19 protein-coding genes are annotated in these 25675 nt (G+C 66.1%); 13 read left to right on the top strand and 6 right to left on the bottom strand.

Features of this window, described 5'->3' with window-relative positions; translation table 11 throughout:
* Positions 1-681: a phosphatase PAP2 family protein gene (locus tag B4393_RS21470; RefSeq protein WP_078335797.1), complete on the top strand. Its 681-nt coding sequence runs from the start codon at positions 1-3 to the stop codon at positions 679-681.
* Here B4393_RS21470 and B4393_RS21465 read toward each other — a convergent pair.
* From B4393_RS21465 to B4393_RS21455, 3 genes are all read right to left on the bottom strand, one after another.
* Entirely contained in the window at positions 635-2128 is a 1494-nt protein-coding gene (locus B4393_RS21465) for a bifunctional phosphatase PAP2/diacylglycerol kinase family protein (protein WP_078335818.1), read from the bottom strand. The genes B4393_RS21470 and B4393_RS21465 overlap by 47 nt on opposite strands.
* A 44-nt stretch (positions 2129-2172) precedes the next feature.
* Positions 2173-2754, bottom strand: coding sequence for a hypothetical protein (locus B4393_RS21460; protein ID WP_462021725.1), 582 nt, complete (start codon positions 2752-2754; stop codon positions 2173-2175).
* 108 nt (positions 2755-2862) lie between these two features.
* A complete protein-coding gene (locus tag B4393_RS21455) occupies positions 2863-3339 on the bottom strand; it encodes a carboxymuconolactone decarboxylase family protein (protein ID WP_078335796.1) in 477 nt (158 codons plus the stop codon).
* 49 nt (positions 3340-3388) lie between these two features.
* Between B4393_RS21455 and pdxR the strand changes: the two genes are divergently transcribed.
* The gene (gene pdxR / locus B4393_RS21450) at positions 3389-4822 is read left to right on the top strand and encodes a MocR-like pyridoxine biosynthesis transcription factor PdxR (RefSeq protein ID WP_078335795.1); all 1434 of its coding nucleotides are present in this window, start codon (positions 3389-3391) and stop codon (positions 4820-4822) included.
* Between the two features lie 37 nt (positions 4823-4859).
* Positions 4860-5714, top strand: a complete 855-nt coding sequence (locus B4393_RS21445) for an alpha/beta fold hydrolase (RefSeq protein WP_078335794.1) — start codon at positions 4860-4862, stop codon at positions 5712-5714.
* A gap of 7 nt (positions 5715-5721) precedes the next feature.
* On the opposite strand, the gene B4393_RS21440 is transcribed toward B4393_RS21445, so the two are convergent.
* Positions 5722-7386: a dihydroxyacetone kinase family protein gene (locus B4393_RS21440; protein WP_078335793.1), complete on the bottom strand. Its 1665-nt coding sequence runs from the start codon at positions 7384-7386 to the stop codon at positions 5722-5724.
* 296 nt (positions 7387-7682) lie between these two features.
* On the opposite strand from B4393_RS21440, the gene B4393_RS21435 reads away from it, so the two are divergent.
* The 6 genes from B4393_RS21435 to B4393_RS21410 all read left to right on the top strand — a co-directional run bounded on the left by B4393_RS21435 (position 7683) and on the right by B4393_RS21410 (position 15806).
* Positions 7683-8096, top strand: coding sequence for a GtrA family protein (locus tag B4393_RS21435; RefSeq protein ID WP_070937515.1), 414 nt, complete (start codon positions 7683-7685; stop codon positions 8094-8096).
* A gap of 20 nt (positions 8097-8116) precedes the next feature.
* Entirely contained in the window at positions 8117-9526 is a 1410-nt protein-coding gene (locus B4393_RS21430; protein ID WP_070937516.1) for an FAD-binding oxidoreductase, read from the top strand.
* 20 nt (positions 9527-9546) lie between these two features.
* Entirely contained in the window at positions 9547-10326 is a 780-nt protein-coding gene (locus tag B4393_RS21425; RefSeq protein WP_070937517.1) for a decaprenylphospho-beta-D-erythro-pentofuranosid-2-ulose 2-reductase, read from the top strand.
* Positions 10327-10336: 10 nt separating this feature from the next.
* Entirely contained in the window at positions 10337-12229 is a 1893-nt protein-coding gene (locus B4393_RS21420; protein ID WP_078335792.1) for a galactan 5-O-arabinofuranosyltransferase, read from the top strand.
* Between the two features lie 48 nt (positions 12230-12277).
* Positions 12278-15502, top strand: a complete 3225-nt coding sequence (locus B4393_RS21415; RefSeq protein WP_078335791.1) for an arabinosyltransferase domain-containing protein — start codon at positions 12278-12280, stop codon at positions 15500-15502.
* Between the two features lie 121 nt (positions 15503-15623).
* Positions 15624-15806 carry a hypothetical protein gene (locus B4393_RS21410; RefSeq protein WP_078335790.1) on the top strand — a complete coding sequence of 61 codons (183 nt, stop codon included), beginning with the start codon at positions 15624-15626 and terminating at the stop codon, positions 15804-15806.
* Between the two features lie 74 nt (positions 15807-15880).
* On the opposite strand, the gene B4393_RS21405 is transcribed toward B4393_RS21410, so the two are convergent.
* Positions 15881-17047, bottom strand: a complete 1167-nt coding sequence (locus B4393_RS21405; RefSeq protein WP_078335789.1) for an ATP-binding protein — start codon at positions 17045-17047, stop codon at positions 15881-15883.
* A gap of 183 nt (positions 17048-17230) precedes the next feature.
* Between B4393_RS21405 and B4393_RS21400 the strand changes: the two genes are divergently transcribed.
* Both B4393_RS21400 and B4393_RS21395 read left to right on the top strand, forming a co-directional pair.
* On the top strand, positions 17231-20548 hold the full coding sequence (locus tag B4393_RS21400; protein WP_078335788.1) for an arabinosyltransferase domain-containing protein: 3318 nt from the start codon (positions 17231-17233) through the stop codon (positions 20546-20548).
* Positions 20545-23751 carry an arabinosyltransferase domain-containing protein gene (locus B4393_RS21395; protein ID WP_078335787.1) on the top strand — a complete coding sequence of 1069 codons (3207 nt, stop codon included), beginning with the start codon at positions 20545-20547 and terminating at the stop codon, positions 23749-23751. The genes B4393_RS21400 and B4393_RS21395 overlap by 4 nt, the downstream gene beginning before the upstream one ends.
* A 76-nt stretch (positions 23752-23827) precedes the next feature.
* On the opposite strand, the gene B4393_RS21390 is transcribed toward B4393_RS21395, so the two are convergent.
* Positions 23828-24070, bottom strand: coding sequence for a hypothetical protein (locus B4393_RS21390; RefSeq protein WP_078335786.1), 243 nt, complete (start codon positions 24068-24070; stop codon positions 23828-23830).
* 96 nt (positions 24071-24166) lie between these two features.
* Between B4393_RS21390 and B4393_RS21385 the strand changes: the two genes are divergently transcribed.
* Both B4393_RS21385 and B4393_RS21380 read left to right on the top strand, forming a co-directional pair.
* The gene (locus B4393_RS21385) at positions 24167-25141 is read left to right on the top strand and encodes a cation diffusion facilitator family transporter (RefSeq protein WP_078282056.1); all 975 of its coding nucleotides are present in this window, start codon (positions 24167-24169) and stop codon (positions 25139-25141) included.
* 39 nt (positions 25142-25180) lie between these two features.
* Complete coding sequence (locus B4393_RS21380; protein WP_070937526.1) at positions 25181-25594, top strand: hypothetical protein; 414 nt, start codon at positions 25181-25183, stop codon at positions 25592-25594.
* The last annotated feature ends 81 nt before the right edge of the window (positions 25595-25675 follow it).

The raw sequence follows: 25675 nt of genomic DNA, 5'->3' as shown, positions 1-25675 counted from the left end.
ATGGGGGACGCAACGTACCGGCCTCGCGGACGGTTGGTGGCCTCAGCCGGCTTCGCCCTCGCCGTCTACGTATTGCTGTGGATCGGCTATGCGCAGCGCTGGGAGTGGCTGTCCCGTCTCGACGACGCCGCACTAAACCCCACACATGCTTATGGGGCCGGCCACTCCGGCTGGGTCAGTGCCTGGGACTGGTTCTGCACCATCCTGGGCCCCAACGCATTCCGTCTCGCCGTTGCGGTGCTCGTGGTCGCGCTCTTCTGGCGGCGTCGGCCGCGCCCAGCGGTATTTCTCGTGGTGACGGTGGAACTCAGCGGAGTGGTCAACGAACTGGCCAAGGCGCTGGTGCAGCGGCCCCGACCGCCGACCGCGCTGGTGAGCGCGTATTCGTCGTCCTTCCCATCCGGCCACTCGATGGGCATCGTCGTGTGCGTGCTGGCGCTACTGGCCGTGGTGACACCGAAAGTAACTGCGACGCTACGTCCCTGGCTCTGGGTGCTCGGCGCGGCACTGATTGTCACGATCGGTGTCGGGCGGGTCCTGCTCAACGTCCATCACCCCTCCGATGTGGTGGCGGGGTGGGCGCTGGGGTACGCGTACGTCATCGCGTGCCTATGGGTACTGCCGCCGTGGCCCGTCAGGTCAGCGGACGGAACACCGCCAATGCCCGATACCGCACCTTGAAAGTGGCCTCGGTGTACTTGTCGCCGGCCTCGCCGTCGCGAGCGAGCACCGTGGGGCCGTCCACTGCGGTAAAGGAGAATTCGGGTACCTGCAGCTCGTGGTAGAGCGGGCTGCGTTGCAGCCGGCCCAACGCCAACGCGGTCAAGATTCGCACGGTGCTGAACTTGCGACCGGTCTCCAGGATCCGGACATCGATCAAGCCGTCGTCCATGCGGCTGCGCAGGGACGGAGCGAAACCCGAAGGCAGATAGACAGAATTGCCCAAGAAGAACAGCGAGGTCTGGATCGTCTTGTTATCGAAACTGATACGTACCGGGTGATCGCGCCGCAGCGTGTGCAGCATCGAATACACGCTCGCCAGCGGCTTGCCTATCCGGTGCTCGAGCTTCTCGCGGATCTGTACGAACTTGGGGTATGAGCCGATGCTCGCGGTGTTGATCACCACCTGGTTCTCGTTCAGATAGACCAGATCCACTCGGCTGACCGCACCTCGGCGAATCGCATCGACCGTCTTGGCCACGCTGACACAGCCGATGTCCTTGGCGAAGTGATTGAAGGTGCCACCGGGAAACACCGCCAGCGGAGTATCGGTCTCGGCCGCGACACCCGCCGCACATGCCACCGTGCCGTCGCCACCTCCCACCGCGAGCACCTCGGCGCGGCTCGCCGCACCGCGCATTACCTCAATGACGTCATCGCCCTTGTTCAGTTCGACAATCTCGGTGCGGGGCAACGTTTTTCGCACCTGATCCAGGATCCGCTGCCCGGTGCCGTCGCCGGACGCAGGATTGACGACCAGCACCACACCCTCCCCGTCTGGCCGCGCGACGGTCTCCACCCGCAGCGGGTCCCCCGCGGAGACGGCCGTCGTCACAATCGGCGGCACCACGCGCGCGCCCAACACCGCTATTCCGGCGCCGATCCCAAAACCCGCGAATACATCGCCGGGATAGTGCACGCCAGTCGCCACTCGTGACAGGCCCACCAAGCCCGCCAGCAGCGAGAGCCCGAAGCCCAGTGGCGCATTCTCGAGACCGACCCCCACCGCGAAAGCCGCCGCACTCGCCGAATGCCCGGAAGGCAACGAGGACGACGTGGGCACCCGTCTGCTGCGGCGTATCAGCGGCACCGAGAGATAGTTCGGCCGCTCCCTCCGCCGCAGCCGCTTGGCCACCTGATTCGTGACGGCGCTCGTCACCGCCAGCGTCAGCAGTCCGCGCGTGGCACCCCGCTGCGCGGCGGGCTTGCCGAACATCGCCAGACCGGCGCCAATCCCGATCCACAACTTCGAGTGGTCGGCAGCGCGGGTAAGGCGCGGCATGACGGCATCCAGCAGTGGGCTCGGCGACTCCGCGATGGCGTCGAAAACCTCGCGGTCAAGGGTCCCCAGACCATCACCAATCTGGCGCAAACCTCGAAGAGAATTCCGAGACGGCAAGAAACCCATGCAGCCCAACATATCCCGCACAGGGCGCGGGTGGTGGCGATCCGTCAGCAGCTGACGGCGGGAGGATTCGCGCCGGCCCGGAAGGACACGTGCACGTGATCCATGTGATTGGCGGTCGGGCTGCCGCGGTTCTCCATCGCCGACCAACCATTGCCGTCGTTGTATCGCTGTTGCCAGATCACGTACGTGACGCCCAGCCGATCACGGTTGGCCAGAACGAAATTAGCGAGAGCGGTACCGGTCGAGTACGAGCTCGTCATGAAATCCAGCGCCAGTCCGCGGCCATGGTCGCCACCGCCGCCGCGGCCGATCGCACCGCCGATGTCACCGATGCCGAACATCCCCTTCAAGAAGTTCCCCGCCTGGGCCACCGCCGGCTGGGCCCCCGCCAGCACCGTCGAGCACGGCGTGATGGCCCTGGCTCTGGCCTCCATGGCCAGCGCTTCACCGGAGATGTAGCGGCGGTCCCGTTGTGCCCGCGGCAGCTCGGCGATGAGTGCGACCGCATTCTGTGGGGGCTTGATCGAAAGCTGAACGTGGGGCTTCTCGACTTCGCTCACGATCCCCATCACGGCGGCACCGGCAACGAGTGACACGGCGAGACCCGCGACGCGGGAGAGCGGCACCGCGGGCCTCTTCTCACCGCCCTTCGCACGCCATCTCGCCAAGATCACGTGGTCAGATTACGAAACGATCACGCTCCTGTCACGCCGACGGCAAAGATTGTGGCAAATCTAGCCGCGCCGCGGTGGTGCGTTGCGGGTAGTGACAGCGATGCGATTCCAGGCATTGATCGTCAGGATCATCCCGATGATCTGTCCCAGCTCACGCTCGGTGAACTGGGCCGCGGCCCGGGCATAGGTGGCGTCGGACACGTGCTCACCAGCGGAAAGCACGGTGGCCTCCTCGGTCAGTGCCAGCGCGGCCTTCTCCCGTTCGGTGTAGATGGCGCCGGCCTCGGCCCAGGCGTTCAGCAGGTAGATGCGTTGCTCGGTCTCGCCTTGTTTGCGGGCATCGTGGGTGTGCATATCGAGACAGAACGCGCAGTGGTTGAGCTGGGAAGCGCGGATCTTGATGAGCTCGGCGAGGCTCGGCTCGACATCCTTCGCCGAAGCGATGCTCAGCGCCATCATGGCCTCGTAAACCTCGGGCGAGACCTTGTCCATGCGGATGCGGGGCTGGTGTGTCGGGGCATTCAGTGTGCTGGTCATGCCTCAACGCTAGAGCCCAATAGGCCCATTTTCATGGTTCAATTTCAGTATGAGTTCGTGGGCCAATTCGCACACGTCCGAACCACGCCCACTGAGCCACGACCTGCATCTCGACCTGCGCCAGACCATCACTCCCGGAGCCCGGGGAGTGCGCGAACTACTGACGTCCGCCCTGCGCGAGGCCGTCAGGTCCGGGCGCCTCACCGTCGGGGCGATGCTGCCGCCCTCCCGCACCCTGGCTGCCGACCTGGGCCTGGCGCGCAACACCGTCGCGGAGGCCTACGCCGAACTCGTCGCCGAGGGCTGGCTCGAATCGCGGCAGGGCTCGGGAACCCGGGTGGTCAACCGCGGCCAGAACCAACTGCCGCCGCGCCCGCGCGGAGCGGGCTCACCCCCACCGCACAACCTGATGCCCGGCTCCGGAGACGTCACCGCGTTCCCGCGGACCGACTGGCTCGCGTCCGCTCGCCGCGCCCTGAGTAACGCCCCACACGAGGCGCTTCGTGCCTGTGACCCACGGGGACGTCACGAATTACGTTCTGCCATTGCCGAATACGTAGCACGGGTGCGCGGTGTGCGAACCACACCCGATTCGGTCGTCATCTGTGCGGGCACTCGCCACGCCGTGGAGATCCTGACCCGGATGTACGGCCTGACCAGGCCAATCGCCGTAGAGGCATACGGACTCTTCATCTTTCGCGATTGCATCGAGGCGACGGGCGGCTCCAGCACGCCGATCGGCTTCGACGACGAGGGCGCCGTCGTCAGCGATCTGGACGCACTCGACGTGCGCGCCGCGCTGATCACCCCCGCCCACCATTTCCCGCACGGGTTGCCGCTGCACCCCACCCGGCGCACCGCGGTGGTGGACTGGGCGCGGCGCACCGACTCCTATGTACTGGAAGACGACTACGACGGCGAGTTCCGCTACGACCGTCAACCCGTCGGCGCGCTGCAGAGCCTCGACCCGGATCACGTCGTGTATCTCGGTTCGGCAAGCAAGAGTCTTGCTCCCGTGCTGCGCCTGGGCTGGATGGTGCTGCCGCCGGAGCTGGTGGATGCCGCGGTGGCGGCCGCGGGCGGCGGCCAGTGGTACGTCGACGCGATCTCACAGCTGACCATGGCGGACTTCATCGCGGGCGGCCACTACGACCGGCACATCCGGCGCATGCGCGGCCGATACCGGCGGCGGCGCGACCTGCTCGTGGAACGTCTCGCCGACTACAACGTCGGCGTGCGGGGGCTGTCGGCCGGACTACACCTGCTGCTGACGCTGCCCGACGGCGCCGAACCCGATGTGCTGTACCGCGCCGGAGAGGCGGGTGTGGCGCTGGCCGGACTGTCGCGGCTCCGTCACCCGCTGGCCGGTCCGTACGTTCCTGATCCCGACGGCGTGGTGGTCAGCTTCGGCACACCGGCCGATCACGGATTCGGCCCGGCCGTCGACGCGCTGTGCGGCGTGCTTGCCGCCACCGGCCTCTAGACCCCGGTGGCACCGTCTGGCAGTGCCATGCCTCGTCATGGCAGCAGGTCGGGGCGATGGTCGAGACATGCCTATCTTCGAGTCCACCGCCGGTCCCATCCACTACCGCGATAGCGGAGACGGTCCGCCCATTGTCTTTGTGCACGGCCTCTTCGTCACCGGCACCATGTGGCGCAAGATCGTCGAACCGCTGAGTCAACGCTTCCGCTGCATCGCTCCGGACCTGCCACTCGGTGCGCACAAGATCCCCATGAAGCCGAGCGCAGAGCTCAATCCGCGCGCGGTGGCCGGGCTGGTCCGTGAACTCATCGAACACCTCGACCTCGAGAACGTCACCGTCGTCGCGACCGACACCGGCGGTGCCATCACCCAGCTACTGCTGACGGGCGGCTACGACCGGATCGGCCGCGTGGTGTTGACCCCCTGCGATTCCTTCGACAACTTCCTGCCGAAATCGATTCGCATCTTCCAATACTGGGCACGGGTCCCCGGCACCGATTTCGTGCTGCGCCCGTTCAGGTTGCGGGCGGCGCGCGCCGCTCTCGGCAATACGCTCGCCAAACACTCCATTCCCGACGAGGTGCTGGGCGACTGGGTGGCACCCCTGCTCGAGCAGCAGGCCATCCGGCGCGATGCGCGGGCGTTCCTGCGCGGCATCGACAACCGCGACACGCTGGCCGCCGCCGAAACACTGCGCAGCTTCCCGCGACCGGTGCTGCTGCTGTGGCCGCGCAAGCTGCCGTTCTTCCCGTTCGCCCACGCCGAACGCTGGCTGCGCCTACTACCCGACGCAAAACTCGTCGAGGTACCCGACAGCTACACCTTCGTCAGCGAGGACCAGCCCGAGCTGATGGTGCGCGAGATCGAGGCATTCGTCGGCCAGCGCGTGTGAGTGGGTGTCAGCGGCCGGCCGCGGCTTCGAAGAACCAGGACATGACCAAGGCGCCGGGATCCTCGACGCCGCGGGCCGCGTCACCCACGTAACTGGCCCGGCCGCGTGCGGCCCTCGATTCTTTGGTGGCCTGTACACCGGCAGCCGCGGCATCGGCTGCAGACTGAAGGGCCGCGGCGAGCGGGATGTCCCGTCGCGCAGCATCATCCAGTGTATCCGCGGCCGGTGACACCGCATCGACAACGGTCTTGTCCCCTACCCGTGCTCCGCCCAGCGCCTGGATCTGATCCAGCGCCTGACGTACCGCACGGGCCACCAGCTCGGTGGACCAGCGCTCGTCGCCGAGCCCGGTGTACAGCGCGCGGAAGAACGTCCCGAACACGGCACCGGAAGTGCCCCCGGCACGCACGAAGTACGAGGTCGACAGGGCGAGCAGCACCTCGGCGTCCGTTCCCCGCAGCGGCAGCGCGTAGTGCCGCAACGCCGCGGCCATATTGGTGCCGAAGTCACCGTCTCCGGCCCGCCGGTCGAGGTCGGTGAGTGCGCCCACCGACTCGCGTACGCGTCCCACGAATGCGGACAGCCAAGGGTTTTCCGGCCCGCTGTCGGCACGATCATCGGGTTCGACGATTGCCCCAGCGGTGAGTTCGCCGACCGGCGGGCCCGTCACCACCGGCCAGGCCGGCGCCGTGGTGGGCGCGTCCCACAGCTCGAGCATCTCCGGATCGGCACGCACCACGGTCACCGAGACACCCGCCATGTCCAGCGCCGTCACGAAGCTGCCGACCAGGCTGCGGGCGATCAGGATTCCCGCGGCCGCAAGCTGAGCGGCCACCTCACCGAAGAGCAGATTGAGTTCCAGCGAGTGCGTGGCCCCGAGCCCGTTGACGACGACGATCACCTCGTCGCCGTCCCTCACCCGTGCCGCCGGCAGGATGCGGGCCAGTAGCGCCGCCACGATGTCCGATGCCGCGGCGACCGGTGCCCGGTCGACACCGCGCTCCCCGTGGATTCCGATGCCGATCTCCATCTCACCGGCGGGCAGGTCGAACGACGGGACCGCGGAGCCCGGAACGGTGCACGGCGCCAGCGCCACCGCCATGCTGCGTGCCGCCGCCGCGACCCGGCGGCCAACCGCGGCCACCGCGGCCAGGTCGTCGCCGCGTTCAGCGGCAGCACCACACAGCTTTTCGACCACCACGGTCGCGGCGGTGCCACGCCGGCCGGGTCTATCGGAATCGGCCACCTCTGTCGCGATGTCGTCGTCGACCAGAACCACGTCGGTGCGTACCGAGGATTCCTCGGCGATCTGGCGGGCGATGGAGAAGTTCATCACGTCGCCGGTGTAGTTCTTCACCACATGCAGCACGCCCCCACCGGCGTCTGCCGCGATGGTGGCGCCGGCGATCTGCAGGGCGTTCGGGGAGGTGAAGATCAGGCCGGGGCAGGCGGCGGTCAGCATGCCGCGCCCGATGAATCCCGCGTGCAGAGGCTCGTGACCCGAGCCTCCGCCCGACACGATCGCCACATGACCGGGCCGCAGCGGCGAGTCCCGGATCAGGTACCCGTGTTCGGAGTTCCACCGGAGGTCGGCGGTGGCCGCGACCACTCCGCGCAACGCATCCGGGATGAACCGCTCCGTAGCGTTCAGGAAGTTCCGCGAGGGGACCATGCGGCAACCGTATGGCTCACACTCGGCGGAAAGCTACAGCGACTTACTCGTCTTCCTTGGCGTGGTCGGCGACGCCCGGGTTCGGATCACGTGACAGGTCGATCAGCGGATCGATGCCCTCACCCTCGGCCCGTTCGTGCCGTCCCTGCTGCGGAGTCGTCATAGCTGCCCCTCATACGTCGATGTTCCAGCAATCCCATTACAGAATCCGTTGCGACCCTACCTGTGTGCGGAAGGTGGCGCCCGTGCTCCGGCGATTGGCGTTCCACACAGAGACCTGACATAGGCTCTGGCCCGTGTCAGATGCCTCAGCCGAACAGGCGCCGCTGTCGCTGACCACGCAGGCGGCCCGTTTCGTGATCACCGGCGGGCTTTCTGCCATCGTCGACTTCGGCCTGTATGTGCTGTTCCTGCACTTCGGACTCCAGGTCAACGTCGCCAAATCCCTCAGTTTTGTGGCAGGAACCACCACCGCCTACCTGATCAACCGGCGCTGGACCTTCCAGGCAGAACCCAGCCGTGCCAGGTTCATTGCGGTGATGGCTCTCTACGGCCTGACCTATGCCGTCCAGGTCGGCATCAACTACGTCTTCTACATGCAGTTTGAGGACAAGCCCTGGCGGGTGCCCGTGGCCTTCGTCATCGCGCAGGGGACGGCTACGGTCATCAACTTCATCGTCCAGCGCGCGGTGATCTTCCGGATCCGCTGAGCCGCTACGCTCAATTACCGATGACAACTCCGAAGTCCGAGCTACCTCTCACTCCCCGCGCCCTCACCGGGTTCGGCCGCACCGCACCCACCGTGGCGCATGTGCTCTCCACCCCCGATGTCGACGTCATTGCCGAGGCCGTGCGCCGGGTCGCCGACGCGAGCTCCAGCAGCCCCGCTCATCTACGCCGCGGCATCGTCGCGCGTGGCCTGGGCCGCTCCTACGGCGACCACGCCTGCAACGGCGGCGGCATCGTCGTCGATATGACGCCGCTGAACCGGGTGCACTCCATCAGCGCCGAAACCGCCATCGCCGATGTGGACGCGGGGGTCAGCCTGGATCAGCTGATGAAGGCCGCGCTGCCGTTCGGACTGTGGGTGCCGGTACTGCCGGGCACCCGGCAGGTCACCGTGGGCGGTGCCATCGGCTCGGATATCCACGGCAAGAACCACCACAGTGCGGGCAGCTTCGGCAACCACGTGCTGTCCCTGGATCTGCTGATGGCCGACGGTGAGGTGCACACCATCACCCCGGACGGCCCCGACAGCGAACTCTTCTGGGCCACCGTCGGCGGCAACGGCCTGACCGGCATCGTGGTGCGCGCCCGCATCGCGATGACGCGCACCGAGACCGCGTACTTCATCGCCGACGGGGTCGCCACGCGCGATCTGGACGAAACCATCGCGGTGCACCAGGACGGCAGCGAGGACCAGTACACGTATTCGAGCGCCTGGTTCGACCTGATCAATCCGGCACCCAAGCTGGGCCGCGCGGCCGTCAGCCGGGGAAGTCTTGCGAGACTGGACCAATTACCCCCGAAGCTGGCCAAGGACCCGCTGAAGTTCAGCGCACCCCAGCTACCCGGGTTCCCCGATCTCTTCCCGGTCAACTTCATGATCAAGCCCTCGCTCATGGCGATCGGTGAGGCGTTCTACCGGATGAGCGGGAACTACCAGGGCAAGATCGTCAATCTGACGCAGTTCTATCACATGCTCGACATCACGACCGGCTGGCAATATGCCTACGGCCCAGCCGGTTTCGCGCAGCACCAGTTCCTGGTTCCGCCCGACGCGCTGGAAGAGTTCAAGGGCATCATCCGCTGGATCCAGACCCAGGGCCAGTACTCCGCTCTGAACGTCTTCAAGCTGTTCGGCCCGGGAAACAAAGCGCCGCTGAGCTTCCCGATGAAGGGCTGGAACGTCGCGATGGACTTCCCGAACAAGCCCGGTGTCAACGAGTTCCTCAATGAGCTCGATAACCGCGCCATGGAGTTCGGCGGACGGGTCTACACCGCCAAGGATTCCCGGGTGAGCGCGGAGAAGTTCCACAAGATGTACCCGCGGGTCGACGAGTGGATTGCCACCCGACGCAAGGCCGACCCGCACGGCGTGTTCGCCTCCGATATGGCCCGCCGGCTCGAACTGCTTTAAGAATTCACAAGGAAGACAACATGATTGACGCCACGGGTAACCCCCAGACCATCCTGCTGCTCGGCGGCACCTCGGAGATCGGCCTAGCCATCGTCGAGCGCTACCTCAGGAACGCCAAGGCGCGCGTCATCCTGGCCGACCTGCCCAACGCGCCCAAGCGCGAGGCGGCCATCGAGCAGATCAAGGCCGCCGGAGCCAAGTCCGTCGAGTACTTGGACTTCGACGCCGTCGACACGAAAAGCCACCCCGCGCTCATCGAATCCGCTTGGGCGCAGGGCGATGTGGATGTCGCCATCGTTGCCTTCGGCATTCTCGGGGATGCCGAGGAACTGTGGCAGGACCAGGCCAAGGCGGTACTGAGCGCGCAGGTCAACTACACCGCCGCCGTCTCCGTCGGTGTGCTGATCGGCCAGAAGATGAAGGCCCAGGGCTTCGGCCAGGTCATCGCGATGTCCTCGGTCGCCGGCGAGCGGGTGCGCCGGTCCAACTTCGTCTACGGCTCCACCAAGGCCGGTCTCGACGGGTTCTACCTCGGCCTCGGAGAGGCGTTGCGCGAGTTCGGAGTTCGCGTGCTCGTCGTCCGTCCCGGCCAGGTGCGCACCACCACGACCATCGAGCATTGGCAGGCCACCGGCGCCAAGGAGGCACCGTTCACGGTCGACAAGGAAGAGATCGCCGAACTGGTGGTGAGGTCGGCCGCCGCAGGCAAGGAGCTGATCTGGGCACCGGGTCAGTGGCGCTTCGTGATGTCGGTGCTGCGTCACGTTCCGCGCCCCATTTTCCGCAAGTTGCCCGTGTAACCACGTCGAGATGACAGCCCAGATGACATCGGAGTCGCGTCGGCACGTACTGGACACCACCAAGGACCTGACGCTCGCTGTCGTCACGGCCGCCGCGGTGAGCGTCATCGCGCTCGTGGCGATAGCGCGGGTCCAGTGGCCCGCCTTCGGGTCGTCCAATCAGCTGCACGCGCTGACCACGGTCGGCCAATTCGGCGCGATTGCCGGGTTGGTGCTGGCCGGGGTTCTGTGGCGTCGCGGCCGCCAGCTCATCGCGAAAATGCTTTCCCTGCTGTTTCTCTCGGTATTCACCGTGGTGACCATCGGTATGCCGCTGGGGGCCACCAAGCTCTATCTGTTCGGGATTTCGGTGGATCAACAGTTCCGCACCGAGTATCTGACGCGGTTCGCCGACTCCCCCACGCTGCACGATATGACCTACCCGGACATGCCGCCGTTCTATCCGGCCGGCTGGTTCTGGATCGGCGGGCGCCTCGCGGCGCTCACCGGAACCACCGGGTGGGAGATGTACAAACCGTGGGCCATCACCTCCCTGGCCATCGCGGTCTGCGCGGCATTCATCCTGTGGAACAAGATGATTCGCTTCGAGCACGCGCTCATCGTGAGCACTGCCACCGCCGCTGTCACGCTCGCCTACGCCTCCACCGAGCCGTACGGCGCAATCGTCACGGTGCTGCTACCGCCCGTACTGGTGCTGGGTTACAGCGCGCTGCGCGCGGATCGTGGCGCCGGCTGGGCGGCCATCGCCGGGACGGGTGTCTTCCTGGGATTCGCGGCATTGTTCTACACGCTGCTCACCGCGTTCGGTGCGCTGGCCATCACCATCGCCGCCACGGTGGTGGCGATCAGTCGCGTCCGGCGGGACGGCTGGTGGCCCGCCATCAAGGAGCCGCTGCTGCGCTGGCTCGCCATCGCGGGTATCGCGATCGCCGTGGCCCTGGTGTTCTGGGGCCCCTACCTGATCGCCGTCTCCCATGCCTCCTTGGAGAAGGCGGCGTCCGCACAGCACTACCTGCCCAATGACGGTGCCGAACTGTCCTTCCCGATGCTGCAACCCACCATGCTGGGTGGCCTGTGCCTGATCGGCACGGTGTGGCTGGTGGCACGTGCGCGCAGCTCGGTGCGCGCCGGTGCGCTCGCCATCGGTGTGGGATCCGTATATCTGTGGTCGCTGCTCTCCATGCTGGCCACCCTCGCCAAGACCACCCTGCTGTCGTTCCGGCTGGTGCCCACCCTCACGGTGCTGCTCGCCGCCGCGGGTGTGTTCGCGTTCATCGAGGTCGCCGCCTGGGCGGCCCAACGCAGCAAGCACGCCACGATCGTGGCCACGGTCATCGGCCTGGCCGGTGCGCTGGCCTTCAGCCAGGACATTCCCAATGTGCTGCGCTCCGACATCGTGATCGCCTACGCCGATACCGACGGCGCCGGGCAGCGCGCCGACCGCCGCCCGCCCGGCCCGGAAAGTCACTACGGCGCCATCGACAAGGCGATCACCGAGATCACCGGCAAGCCGCGCGATGAGACCGTGGTGCTGACCGCCGACTACAGCTTCCTGGCCTTCTACCCGTACTACGGCTTCCAGGGACTCACCCCGCACTACGCCAACCCGCTGGCACAGTTCGACAAGCGCGCGGCCGCGATCAAGAGCTGGGAAGACCTGCATACCGCCGACGAGATGATCCGTGCACTCGACGCCCTGCCGTGGCGGGCGCCCACCGTCCTATTGCTGCGCCAATCCGGCGACAACTACTCCCTGCGGCTCGCCAAGGACGTCTACCCCAACCAGCCGAACGTGAAGCGCTACACCGTCACCCTGAACAAGCAACTGTTCGCTGACCCGCGGTTCACCGTCCGCACCATCGGGCCCTTCGTGTTGGTTGTGCGGGTCCCCGCGCACGCTTAGCGCTCTTCGCGCAAGGGGCTTTTTGCGAGCCAACTAACATCTTCCTCCGTGACGGTTCAGGAACGTGCGACGCCAGAGGTCGCCAGCGAAGGCGACGGCGATTACCGCAGGGCCCGACTGATCGCTATCGTCACCGGATTTCTCGGCGCGCTACTAGCCATCGCCACTCCGCTGCTGCCGGTCCGGCAGGACACCGCGCAGCTGAACTGGCCGCAGAACGACACACTCGCCAGCGTCGATGCCCCCCTTATCGGATACGTCCCCACCGACCTCACCATCACGGTGCCGTGCTCGGCCGCCAAGGGCCTCGACGGTCACAACAACGTGCTGCTGTCCACCGTGCCCAAGCAGGCCCCGAACGCGGTAGACCGCGGCATGCTGATCCAGCGCATCGGCGGCGACCTCGTGGTGATCGTGCGCAATGTGCCGGTGGTCTCCGCGCCCCTCTCCGAAGTTCTCGGCCCCAACTGCCAGCGCCTCGAAGTCACCGCGCACTCGGACAAGGTGACCGGCACGTTCGTCGGCCTGACTCAAGGACCCAAGGACGCCAGGCCCGGACAGCCACGCGCCGGGGAACGCGGCGGGTATGACTTCCGGCCGCAGATCGTCGGCATCTTCACGGACCTGTCCGGCCCCGCTCCCGCGGGCCTGAAGCTCTCGGCCACCGTTGACACCCGCTACAGCAGCTCCCCCACCGCCCTCAAGTTCATCGCGATGATCCTCGGTGTTCTGCTGACCGCCATCTCGCTGGTCGCCCTACATACCCTCGACGCGGCCGACGGGCGCAGACACAAACGCTTCATGCCCGAGGGCTGGTGGAAACCGCGCCCGCTCGATGCACTCGTCGGAGTGGTGCTGGTGTGGTGGCATTTCGTCGGCGCCAACACCTCCGATGACGGCTATATCCTCACCATGGCCCGTGTCGCGGAGCACTCGGGCTACATGGCTAATTACTACCGCTGGTTCGGCACCCCCGAGTCGCCGTTCGGCTGGTACTACGACCTGCTGACCATCTGGGCTCATGTCAGCACCGCCAGTGTCTGGATGCGGCTGCCCACCCTGGCCATGGGCCTGCTGTGCTGGGCGGTCATCAGCCGCGAGGTGATTCCCCGGCTGGGCCACGCCGCCCGCACCAATCTGGTGGTGCCGTGGACCGCCGCGGCGATGTTCCTGGCCTTCTGGCTGCCGTTCAACAACGGCCTGCGGCCCGAACCGATCATCGCCCTGGGCATCCTGCTGACCTGGTGCTCGGTCGAACGGTCGATCGCCACCAACCGGCTGCTGCCGGCCGCCGTCGCCTGCATTGTCGGTGCGCTCACCTTGTTCTCCGGACCGACGGGTATCGCGTCGATCGGCGCGCTGCTGGTCGCGATCGGGCCGCTACGCACCATCGTCTCCAAGCGCGCGAAACGTTTCGGCTACGCCGCGCTGCTGGCACCGATCCTGGCGGCCGGGCTGGTCACGTTGGTGGTGATCTTCCGCGATCAAACCCTCGTCGGGGAGATCCAGGCCAACGCACTCAAGTCTGCCGTCGGGCCATCGCTCAACTGGTTCGAGGAACACGTCAGGTACGAACGGCTGCTGCTGCCCACCACCGACGGCGCCATCTCGCGCCGATTCCCGGTGCTGGCCCTGATCATCGCGCTCGGCGTGGCCGTGGCAATGACGTTGCGCAAGAACAAGATCCCCGGCACCGCCGGCGGCCCCAGCCGACGGATCATCGGCATCACCCTGATCTCGTTCGTCGCGATCATGTTCACCCCCACCAAGTGGACCCACCACTTCGGCGTGTTCGCCGGCCTCGCCGGCTCACTCGGCGCGCTGGCCGCGGTGGCCGTGACCGCCGCGGCAATGCGCTCCCCGCGCAACCGAACGCTGTATGCCGCGATCGTGCTGTTCGTCCTGTCGCTGTCGTTCTCCAGCGTGAACGGCTGGTGGTACGTCTCCAATTTCGGCGTGCCGTGGTCAAATTCGTTCCCACAGTGGCACTTCGGCATCAGCACCGTGTTCTTTGGACTCTCGGTGCTTGCCATTCTGCTCGCGGCGTGGATGCATTTCACCGGCCGCGACCATCCCGGCCGCACACCCGTACATCCGGTGCTGGCGCGTATCGCCGAATCGCCGCTGGCCGTCGGCACCTGGATCGTGGTGATTTGGTCGATCTTCTCCCTCACCGCAGGCATGATCAACCAGTACCCGGCCTGGTCGGTCGGACGTTCCAACTTCGACGCGTTGCGCGGCAACGGCTGTGGGCTGGCCAACGATGTGTTGGTCGAAGAAGACCCCAACGCCGGGATGCTGCAGCCGATCGACGCCCCGATCGGGCAGGCACTGGCCGCCGATACCAACATCATGTTCGATCCCAACGGAATTCCGTCGGATGTGTCGGCCGATGAGGAGAACAACCCCCAGGCCTCCAACAGCTTCGTCGAGCGTGACAAGAGCGGCAACGCCAACGGCAGTCAGGACACCGAGGGCGGCACCACCGTCGCCGCCGGCGTCAACGGCTCGCGGGCGCGGCTGCCCTTCGACCTGAAGCCCGAGACCACGCCCGTCATGGGCAGTTACCAGATTGGCCCGCAACGCTCGGCCCGGTTGCAGTCGGCGTGGTACCGGCTGCCCCCCAAGGACGCCACCAAGCCACTGGTAGTGCTGGCGGCCGCAGGCCGGTTCGACCCCGTCGAGCTGCAGGTGCAGTTCGCCGCCGAGGACGGAAAGGTACTGGGCGCCATCTCATTTGCCGACCTGGGGCCATCCCCGGCCTGGCGGAACCTGCGGATGTCCCGCGATGCCATCCCCACTCAGGCCACTCGTATTCGACTGCTGGTCACCGACGACGACCTGGCCCCACAGCACTGGGTCGCGGTCACCCCGCCCCGGGTCCCGTCGCTGCGCCCGCTGCAGTCGGTCGTCGGCTCCGATCCGGTATTTCTGGATTGGCTTGTAGGCCTTGCTTTCCCGTGCCAGCGACCGTTCGACCACAAGAACGGTGTCATCGAGATTCCGAAGTGGCGCATCCTGCCCGATCGCTTCGGCGCGGAAGCCAACTCACCGGTGATGGACTATCTCGGCGGCGGACCGCTGGGCATCACCGAACTGCTGCTGAAAGCCACTCCGGTGCCGACCTATCTGCAGAACGACTGGTTCCGCGATTGGGGTGCGCTGCAACGGTTCACGCCGTACTACAAGAACGCCACCGAGGCACAGCTGCAGCTCGGCACTGCCATACACAGCGGGCTCTGGACACCCGGACCGCTGCGCAAGAGCCGTTAGCACCCGCCATAGGTGGCTGGCCGATTTCCGATAAAAGCTGGCATTTTATCGGAAGCTCGTAGCGCGACCGCCGACTTCAATGGGGTTGTCAGTAAAGACATCCCAGAGGAAGGTGCGGCCCATGCTGCGACACATCGCCTGGCAATTCCTGGTGACTGCATCCCTGGCGTCATGCCTGGTGCCAGGGTTCGCCAGCCACGCGAAGCCACCGGACGACGAGCCCTGTCCGCATCACCCGGTCAAGATCGATCCGAAGTGCGAACGCTCCGGAGCGATCCGTGAGAAGTCTCCGCACAACGACTGACCAGCCGCCGAGACTACGGTTTCTGACGCATTTCCCAGGTGTGAAACGCAGAACACGGCGTGTCGGCGGAGTGGCTAGTCCTCCTGTAGCCCAACGAATTCCGCGAATCCGGGAATGGTGAACTCCAGCAGACCATGACCGGCGACGGCGATGAATCCCTTGTCGATGAGGCCGGCGCGGGCGGCACTGATCGCCCGTGAATCGCGGCCCATGACGGCGGCGATATCGGACCGGCTCGCCACCCGGTCATCGGTCAGCGCCCGCGCCATCGCCGACATGAATCGCCGCTGCACCGGGGTCGCGTTGTTCCAGCGCGCACGAAAAAGCGCGTCCATGTCCGCGGTGACCTGGCGGGAGGCATGCTCGACATCGGCTATCCGAATCTGGCCACCCGGGTCCGGATAGCCGGCGCGCGCCCATGCGGCGTCGGCGTATAGCTGCAGCGTGTGGGGATACCCGTTGGTCTGCGCGATGACGGCCTCGAGCGCATCCTGGGCCCAGTGGACTCCGACCTGGCCGGCCGGTTTGACCAGCGCCACCCGGGACGCGTCGGGACCCAGCCGGTGCAACGTGCGGTACGCGAACCGCTCACTGAATGTGGCGGCGGCACTGATGATCTCCGGCGTCTGCGGCAGTCCTGCCGCGAACACTCCGGCGGGTAACGCGTCGGCTTCGGCCTGCAGGTCCTGCCAGGTGACGGCCAGCGTGCGCAATCCCTGCCGGTCGGCGTCCTGGACTTCGTCGATCAACAGCACCAGACCACGGTGCCCCTCGTCGCGCGCCGCCGTGACGGTCTCGACGATCAGTTCCTTGAACGAGGGCTCCGACACCGCGGGCGCCGCACTCTGAGACGGTTTGACCGTCGCACCGAGCTGAGCCACGCCCGGCACGCCCGCGGTGATACTGACCTGATCGATGGCGCGCAGCAGGCGTCCCCGTGACTTCTTCTTCCACCCCGCGGTGCGTACGCGGATCTGGGTGGCGATCGCCGCCGCGAGCGGCTCGTCCCCACCCGCGGTAACCCACACCGTCACCACGCCACGCGCCTCGGCCTCACGCTGGACCTCGCGCAGTAGTGAGGTTTTTCCCACACCCCGCGGCCCGGTGTCGACGCGGATGCGACCGATCAGCCGGCCGAGCTCCGCCATGTACATCAGTCGCTCACCGATCTCGGCGAGCTGTTCGGCGCGACCGACTACTTCACGTGCCACCTGGCCGGGCGTGTACGGGCTGGGCTGCATACCGAATCCTCACTTGATACTTTTCCGCGCTGTATCAATAGGTATCAGGCAACGCCGACATCGCCGATACTTTTCGATACTTTCACGAAGGTATCCATGGGTATCGGACTTTGAGGTCTCAATCCGGCCAAACGAGCGCGCTGCGTTCCGGTGCGTGAAGCTTCGTCACATACCATCGCCCTCGTGCCTTCGCCGCTTTCAAAGTCCGCGACAGCAGGTACAGCCCAGCGGGCACGTCTGATTTCTTTGGCTGCGGCCACCGTCGGTGTGCTGTTGTGCGTGCTCGTCCCCCTGCTGCCGGTCCGTCAGTCCACCGTCGACATCAACTGGCCCCAGGGGGCCACTGCCGACGGGAACATCGCCAGCATCACGGCACCGTTGGTATCGGGCGCACCGCTGTCTTTCGAGGCACACATTCCGTGCACCGCCATCGCGACCCTGCCCGCGAGCGGCGGAGTGGTGCTGTCCACCAGCCCCGACGGCGGTTTCGAGGCAAGCCGGCACGCCTTGTTCGTCCGCGCGACCTCGGATCTGGTAGTTGTCGCCTTCCGCGATAACGTCGCGACCGTCGCACCGCGCAAGGCGGTCGAATCCGGCGGCTGTACCTCATTGGACATCTGGGCCAACGCCGGCGGCGTGGGCGCCAACTTCGCCGGACTGCCCAACGCCCACGGAACTCTGGCCATCGAGAACAAGCCCCTGATCACCGGCCTGTTCACCGATCTCAAGGTGCCCGCGGCCGGCGACATCCAATCCCGGCCGACCGCCCACGTGGTCGTCGACACCCGGTTCATCAGCAGCCCAACCGCTTTGAAGCTGGTGGCTATGGTGCTCGGTATTGCCGCAGTGGCGATCGCCATCGCGGCGCTGGCCGTGCTGGAACGCGGCGGCCGCACGCACCCACTGAGAACCTTCAGTAACGTTCTCCGTCCTCGGGACCGCGCGACCCTACTCACCAACGGCATCGCCGACATCGGAGTGGTTGGCACACTTCTGCTTTGGCATGTCATCGGCGCCATCACCTCCGATGACGGCAATATCCTGGTTGAGGCCCGCGTCGCCCATCAGGCCGGCTACGTCACCGAGTACTACCGCTACTTCGGCGCCACCGCCTCCCCATTCGATTGGTACGCAACTCTTTTGAGCTGGCTCACGCAGGTGAGCACCGTCGGTGTGTGGATGCGGTTACCGGCCACCCTGGCGGGTATCGGCACCTGGTACATCCTGCGCAAGAAGATGCTGCCCCGGCTGGGCGAGCAGCTCGCCGCGAGCCGCACTGCCGTCTGGACCGCGGCACTGGTCTTCCTCACCGCCTGGCTCCCGTTCAACAACGGACTGCGGCCCGAACCCATCATCGTGTTCGGCACCGTACTCACCTGGACTCTGGTGGAGCGCTCCATCGCGACCCGCCGCCTGTCCCCCGCCGCACTGGCGATCATCGTGGCCCTCCTTTCCGCGACAGTCGCTCCTCAGGGACTTATCGCGCTGGGACCGCTGCTGGCCGGCGGACGCGCCATCGCCCGCATCGTCGCCATGCGGCGCCTGCGGTACGGACGATTCGCCCCGATCGCGGTCTTGGCGGCCTCGGTCGCGGGGGTGTTCGCCTTCACCTTCCGCGACCAGACCTTGGCCACCGTCGCCGAATCCGCGCGCATCAAATACGTGGTCGGCCCGACAATCGCCTGGTACCAGGAATTTCTGCGCTACTACTTCCTGACCGTGGAATCCAATGTCGACGGCTCACTGACGCGTCGCATCGCGGTATTCATCCTGCTGCTCTGCCTCTTCGGAACGCTCGCGGTGCTGCTGCGCCGCGGGGTGCTGCCGGGCCTGGCCAGCGGGCCGGTATGGCGGCTTCTCGGCAGCACCGCGATCGGGCTGCTGCTACTCACCTTCACCCCCACCAAGTGGGCCATTCAATTCGGCATCTTCGCCGGGCTGTCCGGTGCCCTCGGGGCGGTCGCGGCGTTCACCTTCGCCCGGGTGGGCCTGCACTCGCGACGCAACCTGGCGCTGTATGTCACGGCGCTACTGTTCATCCTCGCGTGGGCAACCTCGGGCATCAACGGCTGGTTCTACGTCGGCAACTACGGCGTGCCGTGGTTCGACAAGCAGCCGGTCATCGCCAGCCACCCCGTCACCACCATGTTCCTGGCCCTGTCCATCATCACGGCACTGATCGCCGGCTGGCTGCACTTCCGTCTGGACTACGCCGGGCACACCGAGGTCGAGAACACTCGACGCAACCGCCTGCTCGCGTCCACCCCGCTGATGGTGGTCGCCGCCATCATGGTGATTCTCGAAGTCACCTCGATGGCCAAGGCCGTCTACGCACGCAGCGACACCTACACCACCGGAAAGGCCAACCTGTTGGCGCTGACCGGCAGCGATCCCTGCGCCATGGCACGCGACGTGTTGGTCGAACCGGACGCCAATGAAGGTCTGCTGCAACCGGTTCCGGGACAACAGGCAGGTAAGTACGGCCCCCTCGGGGGCGTAGATCCCGTCGCCTTCACCCCCGACGGGGTGCGCAGTGGCATGACGTCGCTACCCGTCATCGGCAAGCCGGGTCTGGTGAACTCCGATGCCTCACCCAACGCGCCCATCATGGAGGTGAGCGACGCGGCCGGGACCACCGGCGGTGCCGGCCCCACCGGAATCAACGGCTCCAGTGCGCTGCTGCCGTTCGGACTGGACCCGGCCCGCACCCCGGTCATGGGCAGTTACGGCGAGAATACGATTGCCGCGCACCTCAAGTCGTCCTGGTACGAGCTCCCGCCCCCAAGCCCGGACCGCCCTCTGGTGGTGATGTCGGCTGCAGGTGCGATCTGGTCGTACCAACAGGATGGCACCTTCAGTCCCGAGATCAACTACGGCCAGCAGCTCAAGCTGGAGTGGGGTGTGCGCGATCCGCAGAGCCCCGGTGGGTTCAAGGCACTTCGCCAGGACTACCCCATTGATATTGGCCCGCAAACGGTCTGGCGCAACCTGCGATTCCCCATGAAGACTGCACCACCCGGGGCCAACGTGGTTCGGATCATCGCCGACGATCCGAACCTGTCCAGCGACCAGTGGCTGGCGTTCACACCGCCGCGGGTGCCTGCCCTGAAGACCGCGCAGGATCTGTTGGGCTCCGATACGCCGGTGCTGCTGGATATGGCCGTGGCACAGAACTTCCCCTGCCAGCGGCCGTTCAGCGAGCGTCTCGGGGTGGCCGAGCTGCCCAAGTTCCGGGTGATGCCCGAGCACAAGCAGGTAGCGACGTCGTCGAACATGTGGATGTCGGCAGAGGACGGTGGACCGTTCATGTTCACCACCGCGCTGCTGCGAACCTCCTCGGTTCCCACCTATCTGCGCAACGACTGGTACCGCGACTGGGGCTCGATCGAGAAGTACGAGCCCATCGTGGCTCCGAATCTGGCACCCACCGCACAACTCACCGAGGGCACCGTCGTCGTGAACGGCTGGACCCGTAAAGGACCGATTCGAGCCCTGCCATGACAGAGAATTCCGTGACAGACACCTCCCCTGAGGCCCGCAAGCTGAATATCGCGCGGTGGACGGCGACCGTTTTCGGTCTGCTCGGATTTGTGCTGAGCGTCTCCATCCCGCTGCTGCCGGTCAAGGTGTCCACCGCGACCCTCGACTGGCCACAGCAGGGACAGCTCACCAATGTCACCGCGCCGCTGATTTCCCAGACACCCATGGACATGACGGTGACCGTGCCCTGCGCCGTGGTCAACGCCGCCCCGGCCGAGGCAACAGTCATCCTGGGTACCGCGCCTCCCGAGGGTAAAGAGGCTGCGCTACAAAGTCTTTTTGTTCGGGTCTCCAAGGAACGCCTCGACATCACCGACCGCAATGTGGTCATCGCCAGTGTTCCGCGCGCCAAGGTGGTCTCGCCTGACTGTCGGCAGATCGTCATCACGTCGTCGGACAAGGGCACCTTCGCGACGTTCGAGGGTCTGAAGGACGACAAGACAGGCAAGGAACTCACGAGCGGGTTCCCCGACCCCAACCTGCGCCCGCAGATTGTCGGGATCTTCACCCAGCTCAGCGGCCCCGCCCCCACCGGACTGAGCCTCACCGCCCATGTCGACACCCGATTCTCTTCCAGCCCAACGCTTCTCAAGCTCGCCGCGATGGTTGGCGCAATCATCTCCACCATCATCGCGCTGATCGCGCTGTGGCGGATCGACCAGACCGACGGTCACCGCATGCGGCGAGTCATTCCGACCCGTTGGCGCCGTTTCGATCTGACGGACACCGTCATCATGAGTGCCCTGGTGCTCTGGTACGTGATCGGTGCCGGATCGTCCGACGACGGCTACCAAATGGGCATGGCGCGCACCGCCGAGCACGCCGGGTACATGGCCAACTACTTCCGCTGGTTCGGTAGCCCAGAAGATCCGTTCGGCTGGTACTACAACCTGCTGGCCATCATGACCAAGGTCAGCGATATCAGCCTGTGGATCCGGCTGCCCGACCTGATCGCCTCACTGGTCTGCTGGCTGCTGATCAGCCGGGAGGTGCTGCCCCGCTTGGGCCCTGCCGTGGCGCGCAGCAAGCCCGCGGCCTGGGCCGCCGGCTTCGTATTGCTGGCGTCCTGGTTCCCGTTCAACAACGGCCTGCGCCCTGAGGGGCAGATCGCCGTCGGATCGCTGATCACCTGGGTGCTCATCGAGCGCGCCATCACCTCGCGCCGACTGACCCCCGCGGCGCTGGCGACCATCACCGCGGCCTTTACCCTCGGGATCCAGCCAACGGGCCTGATCGCCGTCGCCGCACTGCTCGCCGGTGGGCGGCCCATTCTGCGCATCATCGTCACGAAGCATCGCCAGGTAGGTACCTGGCCGCTGGTCGCGCCCATGCTCGCCGCCGGAACCGTGATCCTGCCCGTGGTGTTCTCCGATCAGACCCTGGCAACAGTGTTCGAGGCCACCAGAATTCGCACCGCCATCGGACCATCACAGGCGTGGTACACCGACAACCTGCGGTACTACTACATGTTCCTGCCGACGGTCGACGGTTCGGTATCACGGCGCTTCGGCTTCCTGCTGATCGCGGCGTGCCTGTTCATCTCGATGTTTATCCTGCTGCGCCGCAAGCGTGTTCCCGGCGTGGCCCGCGGGCCGGCCTGGCGCGTGTTGGGCGTGGTCTTCGGCACCATCTTCTTTTTGATGTTCGCGCCGACAAAGTGGGTGCACCACTTCGGACTGTTCGCCGCCCTGGGCGCCGCCGTGGCCGCGCTGGCCACGGTGCTGGTGTCACCTCCGGTGTTGCGGTGGAGCCGTAACCGGATGGCGGTAGTGGCGACGGTGCTCTTTGTCTTGGCCCTGAGCTGGGCCAGTGCCGCCGGATGGTGGTACGTCTCCAGTTTCGGCATTCCGTTCAACAGCAGCATGCCCAAGGTCGCCGGAATCAGCGTCAGCACAATATTTTTCGCACTGTTCGCGCTCGCCGTCGGCTATGCCGCATGGCTGCATTTCTCCCCACGGCACGAGGACAATCGCATCACGAGGTCCATCACCTCCGCGCCGGTGGCCTGGGCCGCCGGGTTCATGGTGCTCACCTCCATCTGCCAGCTGGCGATCGGTGTGGTTCGCCAATACCCGTCGTATTCCAACGGCTGGGCCAACATCCGGGAGCTCGCCGGCGGATGCGGACTGGCCGACGATGTTCTCGTCGAGCCCGACGCCAATGCCGGTTTGTTGCCTGCCGTCGGGGGGCCCACCGGCCCGCTGGGGCCGCTGGGCGGCACCGATCCCTCCGGCTTCACCGCCGATGGGGTACCGGACAAGATCGTGGCCGAATCCATCCGGATGAACGACTCGCGACCCGGAACCGACTATGACTGGGATTCCAAGGACCGCAGCACCACCGCGGGCATCAACGGTTCTACGGTGCGCCTGCCCTACGGGCTCGATCCCGCGCGGGTGCCGATCGTGGGCTCCTACCGCGTGGGCCCGCAACAGCAGGCCAAGGTGACCTCCGACTGGTATCGGCTGCCCGCGCCTGACGCGGCACATCCACTGATCGTGGTGACGGCTGCCGGAACCATCGCCGCCAAGAACGTCAAGGGTGAATTGTCGGGACAGACACTGCAACTGGAGTACGGCACGGCCGGGCCGGACGGTGCGTTCACACCGGGCGGGCGCCTGACGCCCTATGACCTGGGGCCCGCACCGTCGTGGCGCAACCTACGCTTCGCCCGATCGGATATCCCCGACACCGCGACCGCAGTACGCATCGTGGCCATCGACGGATCGCTGACCCCCGGCGACTGGCTGGCCTTCGCGCCGCCCCGAGTGCCCGAGCTGAAGTCGTTGCAGGAGTATGTGGGCAGCACCAGGCCGGTGCTCCTGGACTGGACCGTAGGCCTGGTCTTCCCCTGCCAGCACCCGATGCTGCATCAGTACGGGATCACCGAGGTCCCCGAGTTCCGGATCACGCCGGACTACGACCAGAAGCGCAAGGACACCGACACCTGGCAGGACGGCGAGAACGGCGGCCTACTCGGCATCACCGACCTGCTGCTGCGGGCACACGTGATGCCCACTTATCTGTCCAAGGACTGGGGCAGGGACTGGGGCTCGCTACGCAAGCTCGACACCATCGTCGATGCCCAACCCGCACAGATCGAGTACGGCTCACAAGTGCATAGCGGACTGTGGAAGCCGAACCAGATCCGGATCAAGCCATAGGCGTCGAGTGTGCGGATTGTGTCGATTTCCGGCGCTATGTCGACACGATTCGCACACTCGAGAACGCCTAGCGAAATCAGTGGTGGCCGCGGCGGCGATATCCGTGACCACCACCACCGAACAGTCCGCCCATGACGCCGCGGTAATCCTGGGGCGGCGCAGGCGGATACGGCTGCGCCGGCGGCTGGTCGATATGCGCCGACGGCCCGAAGCGCGCGGCGCCGTCCACGAACTGCTGCAGACTCTCCTGCTCCAGCAGTACAGCGGCGCATCCTGTGCATTGGAATGTGCGTACGCCAAACCATTTCGTCGAGAGCATCTGCGACTCACACTGGGGACACGCCAGGGGCTGAACGTTTGTCATAACAAATGCTAGCATGCATATGTTTGCATGAATGATTCAGAAGGAGCGGACATGGCTGCGGACACCCACGAGCACGGTTCCGGACACTCACACGGGCACGGAGTGAGCGCCAACGCCGATCGGAAATGGCTGACCATCGCCTTGATCCTGATCGGTGGCTTCATGGCGGTCGAGGTGGTCATCGGCGTCATCGCCCAATCACTGGCGCTGATCTCCGATGCCGGACACATGCTCACCGATGCGGCATCGATCGTGTTGGCACTCATCGCCATTCGGCTCGCCTCGCGCCCTGCCCGCGGCAGCTACACCTACGGGCTCAAGCGGGCAGAGATCCTGTCGGCACAGGCCAACGGCGTGACCCTGTTCCTCCTCGCCGCGTTCTTCATCTATGAGGGCATCCGCCGACTGATCACTCCCCCCGAGGTCTCGGGTCTGCTGGTGTTCGTCACCGCGCTCGCGGGAATCGTCGTCAATGTCGCGGCGACCTGGTGCATCAGCAAGGCCAACCGTTCCAGCCTGAATGTCGAGGGCGCCTTCCAGCACATCCTCAACGATCTGTACGCCTTCATCGCCACCGCCATCGCCGGCGCCGTGGTGTGGCTGACCGGCTTCACCCGCGCTGATGCCATCGCCGCTCTCGTCGTCGCCGCGCTGATGCTCAAGGCGGGCTGGGGTCTGGTCCGCGAATCGGGACGGATCTTCCTGGAGGCCGCTCCCGTTGGTCTTGACCCCGACACCATCGGAGCTCAGCTCGCGTCCGTGGAATCCGTGACCGAGGTGCACGACCTACACATCTGGCAGATCACCTCCGGACAGCCCGCGCTGTCCGCGCACATCTTGGTGGTCCCCAATTCGGACTGCCACGGAATACGGCGTGAGATCGAGGAGTTACTCCATACGCGGTACGACATCGACCACACCACGTTGCAGGTCGACCACGAAGGCGCAGAGGCCTCTACGCATTGCCTCGACCCTCATGGAGAGCCATACCGGGCAGAGGACAACTCCTTGCCGGGCAAGGGGTAGGTATCTACTATCGGTTGTAGTAGACCAGCGGAGGTCACGATGGCAGAGTTAGCGACTCGAGCCGACGCGTTTCTGCGGACGGCCACCATCGCGTTCGTGATTGGTTGGGGCCTCGACGCCATCGACCACCTACGGCGCGGTTTCACAGCGGCACCGCCCAGTCTCACGTATCTCGCCGCCACCCACGCGGTTCTCATCGCGGTGGCTGTCACGATGATCCTGCGCCACCGCAAGCACGCCCCGGAGGCCACCGTGATCGTCGGCAGCGCCAGCGTTCTCGGATTGGGCTACGTACACCTCATGCCGACCTACTGGCCGGCGGTACAGGACAGCTTCGTCTCCGGGCCGCGCGTCGACGTCACCTGGTTCTCCTGGGTGACGGTGGTCATCTCGATCGGTGCCGCCATGGTGTGGGCCCACGCGGGCAGCCGCGCCCTCGTGCTGCGCGACTGACCGACCGCCCCAAGACGCGAACAGACGTAAAAGCCCCCGAGCACTCGGCGTGTCGGGGGCTTTTACGTCTGTTCGGCAGAT

Origin of the sequence: Mycobacteroides franklinii, assembly GCF_002013895.1 — a bacterium.
Classification (GTDB): Bacteria; Actinomycetota; Actinomycetes; order Mycobacteriales; family Mycobacteriaceae; genus Mycobacterium; species Mycobacterium franklinii.
The sequence above is the reverse complement of the archived record's forward strand: the minus strand, read 5'-3'. Positions and strand labels throughout refer to the sequence as shown.